Source organism: Microcystis sp. M53603_WE2 (genome assembly GCF_030065435.1).
This window is the reverse complement of record NZ_JASJFF010000078.1, coordinates 1-7,348: the sequence shown is the minus strand read 5'-3', so window position 1 is coordinate 7,348 and position 7,348 is coordinate 1. Positions and strand designations below refer to the sequence as shown.

The window sequence follows — 7,348 nt, the reverse complement described above, 5'->3', positions numbered from 1 at the left end:
GCCTGTTTACCAAATATACCTAGCTTATCTCAAAATTTACCAGCAGCGGGATTAATTATGACTCTAGAATCGGGGATAAAATTCGGTGTGTGGATGATGCCAGATAATCAATCTAGAGGGATGTTAGAGACTTTTTTAGCCTATTTAGGGTTTGCTGAATAAATCTAAAAACCTTGTTGGATAAGACTTTTGACCTGTTAAAATCCGATGTTAGTGCCAAAAAATCGGATTGGGACCATCAAAAACCTGGCATTATCCTTATTATAGTACATGGGTTGGTACAAAAAAGAGAGGGCAACAAAGCCTGAAACTCCCGACGACCGGCTACTGACGACCGACTCCTGACTCCTAACCCCACCAACAAACTTTTTCAGCAAACCCTAAATAAAGCCTCTTTCAAAAAGACTTAAATTAATCGTGCCGCGGGGGTTTATTGGTCGCAGAACCCGCCGGAACGACCTTGGAGGTGGGGGGGATACCTTTGAGGGAAATGAGCGTATTCATCACCGTTTTTGCCACAGGAGCGGCAACAGTGGAGCCAAAAGTATTGGCACCCTTGGGTTCATCCACCACCACCAAAACCACATAACGGGGCGATTCGATCGGTAAAATCGCGACAAAACTGGTAATTTTGGCGTTAGGTAGATAACCCCCCGTCGGACTAGCTTTTTGTGCGGTTCCCGTTTTGCCTCCGATGCGATAACCGGGGATTTGGGCCGCTACCCCCGTCCCCTTGCTGACGACGGTTTCCATCATTTCCACCACTTGCCGGGCCACGGTGGGAGAAAAGACTTTTTTGCTGGGATAATCGGGCTGCCAGTGCAAACGGCCGCGGTCGTCGGCTAATCCTTTGATCACATGGGGAGTTACCAAGGTGCCACCATTGGCCAGCGCACCGTGCAATTGTACTAATTTTAAAGGAGTCAGGGATAAACCTTGACCAAAGGAAGCGGTGGCCGATTCAATGGCATTATCCAGAAATTCTTGTTCAGGTTTGAGATATCCTGCCACTTCTCCGGGTAAATCTACGCCAACCCTTTGATTTATTTCCAATCCTAATAAACTTTTATAGAAATCAACTCGCCCTATTTTTTGGGCAATTTGCACCATGGCCACGTTACTAGAGGTTTGCAGAACTCTGGCCATATCTAGCGCCCCATAACCCTGTTTAGAGGCATTTTTAATCGTCCAGGGACCGACAGTAATTGCCCCCGGATCATTGACTACCGTATTAGCTTTAATTGCCCCCGCTTCCATGGCCATGGCGACAATAATTGGTTTAAAAGTTGACCCCGGTTCGTACTGATCGGCTACGGTCCAATTTTTAAATAGAGCCACATTGGCTTTATAGTATTCGTTGGGGTTAAAAGTTGGCTCACAAACTAGGGCTAAAAGAGAACCATCAAGGGAGTCCATGACGATGACGGCTCCCCGTTTAGCATTAAATTTTTTTAGCTGTTCTCGTAGGGCCGTCCGCGCCGCTCTTTGTAGTTTTAAATCGAGGGTTACTTCTAACTGTAATTCATCAAATTGAAAGATACCATGGGGAACAAAAGCTGGTAAAATTCGCCCGTCTCCCATGCGTCTTGTATTGACAGAAAAGGGATCTCTTTCTAATAACTGACTGGAACCTCTCTCTAATCCTGCTTGACCACGATGTTCTTTATCTACATAGCCAATCACGTCGGCTGCCACATCGTCTTGGGGATAATAACGAGCGTACTTTTCCTCTAATTCTACACCGTCAAGAGATAATTGTTTTAAGCCCCTAGCCACGGATTCGGTTAATTGATTGGCTAAACGAATTCCTGTTTCTTTTTCTTTAAATTTTTGAATCAGTTGATTAGTGGGAATATTTAATAAAGGAGCTAATTTATCAGCCACTTCTGCCGGCGGAATAGCAAACAGTTTTGGGTGTACATAAAGAGTATAAATCAAGCGATCGGCCGCCAAAACATTACCATTACTATCGACGATCGCCCGTCGGGGAATATAGGGTCTAATACTGGTAGTTTGCTGTTGTCTGGCTCTTTTTTGCAATTCCTGTCCTTGTACTATTTGCAGTTGGTACAATCGCCAAGCTAAACCCACAATACCCATGACTAAAATCAACCACACCGCCACCAATCGCCCGTTACTCAAAGGCAAATTTTTTAAGTTTTTTTGCCGTTTTTTGGCGTTTAAATAGGACTTTCTGTCCTGGAACCTGCCAGAGGGCGATCGAGTTTTTTTACCTCTAAATCTGGGTCTTTTTGTGTCAGTCATGAGCAGTATCTTTCAGTAATCAGTAAGCAGTAAGCAGTAATCAGTAAGCAGTAATCAGTGAGCAGTAAACAGTAAACAGTGAGCAGTAAACAGTAAACAGTAAACAGTAAACAGTACACTTAAAAACTCACATCTGATAACTGTTAACTTACCCACTGATAACTGATAAGTGGGTGGGTGGAATTAAATATAAGATGAACGTAGGTTGGGTTGAAGCATGAAACCCAACGCCCGATTATGTTACGCTACCGCTAACCCATCCTACACATAATTGTGCCTCCCCACTTAACTGATAACTGCTAACTGTTAACTTCCCCACTGATAACTGTTAACTGTTAACTGATAACTGTTAATAGGCACTTCTCGGTCGAGAATTGACGGTAGATTGGGGTTGAGAAGCGTTGGCCGGTTTCAGGTTAGGGGCAGATTTACGCTGTAAAAAGATAGTTTGGAAGGGTTGGGGATGAGTTAATCCGGTTTCGGGTTTTTCTGCTTGTTGAGCTAGTTGATGTTTAAGGGTTTCATTGGTGGCCAAAAGATGGCGCTCGTGACGTTGCAGTGTTTCCAGTTTACCAAATTCTTTGTCCCAAACCTTGGGAATATATACCGTCCAAGCATATATTCCCAGAGTCGAACCCAACAGACAAAAAGTAATCACGGCCACTATTCTTTCTAGGAGACAAAGGGAACGTAATTGACGCGAGGCTAATTGTTTTTGTGTCGGGGCCACGGGAACTCTCGCCACCGATTTAGTCGTCGGTTTGACGGTGGGAGTCGGGGAGGATTGAGTAACTGGTTTAGTAGTCGGGTTGGGGGAAGTTACCCGCGACTGGGGACGACGTTGACTCCCTTGGCTTTTTTGGCGAGAAACGGGAACGGGAATATAGGACTTATGGGCAGCAGACATGATTTTCTCTCAATATTTCTAGCTAGTTGTCGTTGTCAAAAATTAAGTTTCTAAAATCAGGAGTCGGTCATCAGGAGTCAGTAGTCAGGAGTCGGTCGTCAGTGGTTCGTGTTATGCAATGGACGGGGTGATCAGGGATTTGTCAATTGTTTTCCCTCTAGAACGAACTAATCAATTAAGTCTTTTGCCAGATAAGAATTTAGTCGATTTATGCCATCCGATCGAACCATGCCAAGTAACGAAGAACCATATTTAATTGATCACTGTTGCCTTTTTTCCTTTTTCCTTTAAAATCACTGCTCTAGTTCTAGACGTAAACGATATAAAATAGTTTGCGGATGAACTTGAGCGAGAATTTGATTGATCACCGTACTCGGTCCGGATGCCCCCCAACTACAACCGCGTTCTAGATAGATTTTAGCGGCTTTCCCGATGATATAGGTTCCATAAGCGGCAATTGCTCCCTGTAAGAGAGCGGTGCTACCGTAGAGGGTTAAAGAGGTGGGATTTTCAAAAATACTCGCCGCCGCCGCCGCCGTTTTGCCCAAACCGATAATCACAGTGCCGAGGATTTCCCCCACCAGCAACCCCGCACTACTCAAAAGTAGAGTCCGCCAGAGTTGACCAGCTTGGTGACTGGTAATCGGCAAGCCGTACAAACGAGCTAAAGCCCGAACTAGAGTCAAATCGACGATTGAAGCCCCTAGTAGGTCTAAAATAGCGATCGGATTGGCCGCAATCGCTAAAGCCTTATATTTCGCGTATTGCCAGATAATTTCCTCCGCTTGACTGTCCCGGAGTTCCAGGGTTTTTCTAGCGATATTTTCCTCCGCTTCTTGCCCTTGCACTAAAGCATTTAAGGCCAGTAGCGATCGCCCTTCCCGATTTAAAATCGTTAAGAGTTTATCTTGCAGCTCCTCAATTTGGGGGGGAGGGGTTTCCCACTCAGTCACCACGCGCCCATCGGGGTATTCCACCCGGACGGGAATCGGTTGCGGTTCGGCGGCTACCATAACTATCTCATCGCTAGTTAACAAATCTTCTAACGTTTTTTCGTCCCGATTGGTTCCTAATCTCTGTAACTGCTGAAAAATCTGGCGGCGATCGGCTTCCGGATAGAGATCAATCTTATTAAACACCAAAATGATCGGTTTTTTCGCCTGGCGCAATTCTGCCAAGGCCTCGTATTCGGTCCGGGTAATATCCCCCGCGACGATAAATAAAATCAAATCGGCACTTTTAGCGACTTCTCTGGCCATATTCGCCCGCGCTTCCCCTTCAATCTCATCCAATCCGGGGGTATCGATTAATTCTATCTGGATTTTACCCGTGGCTGGTATCCAACGCACCGATCGCGGCCAGCGTGTCACCCCGTGCAGGGGTCCGGTTGCCAGGACTTTTTGACCGACTAAAGCGTTTACCACCGAGGATTTACCGCGACTGACTAACCCGAAGGCTGCCACCCGAATCACTGTTTCATCCAGTTTATCCAAGGCCGATTTTAGGGACTGCAAATCCTGTTTAACGGCGGCCTGAAGTTGGGGATCGGGGGGATAATTCCAATGGCGGCGAAAACTGGCATACCAAGTTAAAGCCTGTTGTAAACTAGCTTTAGCCTGATTGTAATGAGTTTCCTCGAGCGATGGGGTCTTGGTCACGGTTGATTTTTTTACTGTTTATTGATGCTGCTGCCTTTATTGTAGAGTTTCGGGGCGGTAACTGAGACGCGGTTATTTGGGGTGGTGGGGAGGTGGGGAAGTGGGGAAGTGGGGAAGTGGGGAGCAGGAGAGATGGGGGAATTTCAACTAAAACCCTAAAACCCTAAAACCCTAAAACCCCAACACCTAACATCCTACTCCGCCAATCCCAATTGCCCCAATAGCTGAAGGATAGTTTTTCCGGTTACGGGATCTCGCCAATCGGGGGCAATTTCTGCCAGGGGAAGCAGCACGAAGGCCCGTTCTCGGCAGCGGGGATGGGGTATCTGTAATTCGGGCGTTTCTAAGATCAGGTCATCATAAAATATTAAGTCTAAATCGAGGGTACGCGGTCCCCATCTTTCCAGGCGGACTCTCCCGAATAACTGCTCGATTTCTAATAATTTATCCAGTAAATCTAGGGGGGATAAATCCACTTGCACAATGGCGCAACCGTTGAGATAATCGGGCTGAGGCGGCCCAACGGCGGCGGTTTGATACCATTGGGAATGAGCTTCTAGTTTAATTCCTTTGACTCGCTCTAATTCCCCTAAAGCTTGCCCTAAAATTGTCGCTGAATCCCCTAAATTACCGCCTAAAGCGATCGCTGCCCGCTTCATCCACATCCTTCCTCAACAATAATCTCGGCTAATTCCCCCGTCGCCCCCAAAGATTTACCTAAAAATATATTGACATTTGGATGCTTTTGTGATAGTTCAAAAACTTGGGCTTTGATCGCGTCCGTAATTGCACCAGCAAAGAGGAAATAGGGCAGTATAGCGATTTTTTGGCTACCTTGAGCAATTAAACTCTCGATTTGTTGGGATAAACTCGGTTCTATCGACCAATAAGCTGTAATTGCTCCAGAAAACGCCGCTAGATTTTCCACTTCCCGATTACCGCCGGGGCGACGACTACCGTGGGACAGTAAAATGCGGTCTTGGTGGCTTAAATCGGCAAATTGTCGGGATAACAGCGATTTTATGCCCTGATAACTGCCTAAATGGGGCTTTAACTCTAGCTTAATTGGCGATCGCACTTTGGCCACGGCTGCGGGAATATCTTCTTTAACGTGAACCCCCGACAGGAGAAACAGGGGGATAATCTGCAATCGGTTACATCCTTGGCTTTGTGCTTGTTGGGCAAAAGCTTCTATTTGTTGATGGAGAGGTGTTATCGCTAATTCTAGGGCGGCAGTCCCCACTAATACCCGATTATCTGCTTCTAGAACCGCTATAGGTGGGCTAAACTCCGATTTACTCGCCAATCTTTCGGCGGGTTGACTGATTTTTTCTTGAACTAAGGCTGCTAATCGTGTCACCGCCATGGCTGGACGCGGACCGCGACTACCGTGGAAAACCAATAAGTAGGCTGAGGAGGTCTTCAAAGAAATCTTGCCAAAATAGTTTAGTTTTTAGCCTAATACATTTTGTCTCCCTTTAGGCATCAATGCCCCTGATATTCTCGATTTAGCTGGTAAGCGGGAAAACGTCCCCATTGGTGGGAAGTGCTACCATTTTACGCGATGTAAAGTGTGAGCAAATCAGCCCGCCGGCTTGAGTTAGCCTAGATATTGAGATATAATTGCTATTGACAGAAACTGCCAGAGGTATATTTGTATTATGCGGGTAATTAGCCGTCGAATACTTCGCGATTTCTGTATGACCAACGCTAATTCCTGCGAGTCTCTCTATGATTGGTATAGAGTCGCTAGTAAAGCAGAATGGCAAAATCTAATCGATGTGCAAGCCACTTATAAAAGTGCTGAATCTGTTGGTAATTTCACTGTTTTTAACATTAAAGGAAATCACTATCGTCTAATTGTAGATCTAGTTTATAACCGACAGACTATCTATATTAAATATATTCTTACCCACGCCGAGTACGATAAAGAAAATTGGAAAAATGATGCTTACTTTTAATTCTAAAACCTATGGAGAATTACTCGCTCACTATCAACCAAAAGCAATCACCACAGAGGCGGAAAACGAGCGAGCGATCGCAATTGCTCAAGAGTTGGAACATCGCTCGGAACTTAGTTTAGAGGAGGAAGCTTTACTGGAGTTATTGATTAGTTTGATCGAAAGGTTCGAGGCAGATAATTATCCAATTCCTGACAGAAATCCTTTAGCAACTTTACGGCATCTTATAGAAGCTAACGAGATAGAATATCCAGAGCTAATTACTATTTTGGGTTCCCCTGATGCGGTGCAGCAAATAATTAATGGACAACGCAGCATCAATCAGTCAGAAGCTAGGTCTTTGGGAGCATATTTTCGGGTTGATGCCAGTTTATTTACTTGATAAGTAACTAAGGAAAATTAATTAGGGTTTGCTGAAAAAGCTTTTCCTGGGGGCAGGGTGTGGGGTGTGGGGTGTGGGGTGTGGGGTTTTACCCATTTTCAGGGGGTCAATTACCTAATTTTCAGGGAAAAAGTACCTGAATTTTCCCCCCAATCACTCCAAAGGTCGGCACTTT

General features: G+C 45.5%; 7 protein-coding genes and 1 pseudogene. 3 read left to right on the top strand and 5 right to left on the bottom strand.

Going from position 1 to position 7,348, the window contains the following annotated elements:
- A pseudogene (locus PX481_RS29545) lies at positions 1–147 on the top strand (DUF3226 domain-containing protein); the annotation flags it as partial.
- A 264-nt stretch (positions 148–411) separates the two neighbouring features.
- Here PX481_RS29545 and PX481_RS01860 read toward each other — a convergent pair.
- From PX481_RS01860 to PX481_RS01840, 5 genes are all read right to left on the bottom strand, one after another.
- Positions 412–2,265 carry a peptidoglycan D,D-transpeptidase FtsI family protein gene (locus PX481_RS01860; protein ID WP_288093393.1) on the bottom strand — a complete coding sequence of 618 codons (1,854 nt, stop codon included), beginning with the start codon at positions 2,263–2,265 and terminating at the stop codon, positions 412–414.
- A gap of 349 nt (positions 2,266–2,614) precedes the next feature.
- Positions 2,615–3,172 carry a hypothetical protein gene (locus tag PX481_RS01855; protein WP_147070522.1) on the bottom strand — a complete coding sequence of 186 codons (558 nt, stop codon included), beginning with the start codon at positions 3,170–3,172 and terminating at the stop codon, positions 2,615–2,617.
- A 293-nt stretch (positions 3,173–3,465) separates the two neighbouring features.
- On the bottom strand, positions 3,466–4,830 hold the full coding sequence (locus PX481_RS01850; RefSeq protein WP_288093391.1) for a GTP-binding protein: 1,365 nt from the start codon (positions 4,828–4,830) through the stop codon (positions 3,466–3,468).
- Positions 4,831–5,024: 194 nt separating this feature from the next.
- A complete protein-coding gene (gene folK / locus PX481_RS01845) occupies positions 5,025–5,489 on the bottom strand; it encodes a 2-amino-4-hydroxy-6-hydroxymethyldihydropteridine diphosphokinase (RefSeq protein ID WP_288093395.1) in 465 nt (154 codons plus the stop codon).
- Positions 5,486–6,256, bottom strand: coding sequence for a sirohydrochlorin chelatase (locus PX481_RS01840; protein WP_502846647.1), 771 nt, complete (start codon positions 6,254–6,256; stop codon positions 5,486–5,488). Before PX481_RS01840 ends, folK begins: the two co-directional genes overlap by 4 nt.
- Positions 6,257–6,491: 235 nt before the next feature.
- Between PX481_RS01840 and PX481_RS01835 the strand changes: the two genes are divergently transcribed.
- Both PX481_RS01835 and PX481_RS01830 read left to right on the top strand, forming a co-directional pair.
- On the top strand, positions 6,492–6,791 hold the full coding sequence (locus PX481_RS01835; protein ID WP_002763191.1) for a type II toxin-antitoxin system HigB family toxin: 300 nt from the start codon (positions 6,492–6,494) through the stop codon (positions 6,789–6,791).
- Entirely contained in the window at positions 6,778–7,173 is a 396-nt protein-coding gene (locus PX481_RS01830; RefSeq protein ID WP_002763195.1) for a helix-turn-helix domain-containing protein, read from the top strand. The genes PX481_RS01835 and PX481_RS01830 overlap by 14 nt, the downstream gene beginning before the upstream one ends.
- Positions 7,174–7,348 lie beyond the last annotated feature (175 nt).

What these genes read in the sequence shown, in the direction of transcription:
- folK (WP_288093395.1), bottom strand. Translation starts at nt 5,489, where the DNA reads ATGAAGCGGGCAGCGATCGCTTTAGGCGGTAATTTAGGGGATTCAGCG.
- PX481_RS01860 (WP_288093393.1), bottom strand. Translation starts at nt 2,265, where the DNA reads ATGACTGACACAAAAAGACCCAGATTTAGAGGTAAAAAAACTCGATCG.
- PX481_RS01835 (WP_002763191.1), top strand. Translation starts at nt 6,492, where the DNA reads ATGCGGGTAATTAGCCGTCGAATACTTCGCGATTTCTGTATGACCAAC.
- PX481_RS01855 (WP_147070522.1), bottom strand. Translation starts at nt 3,172, where the DNA reads ATGTCTGCTGCCCATAAGTCCTATATTCCCGTTCCCGTTTCTCGCCAA.
- PX481_RS01830 (WP_002763195.1), top strand. Translation starts at nt 6,778, where the DNA reads ATGCTTACTTTTAATTCTAAAACCTATGGAGAATTACTCGCTCACTAT.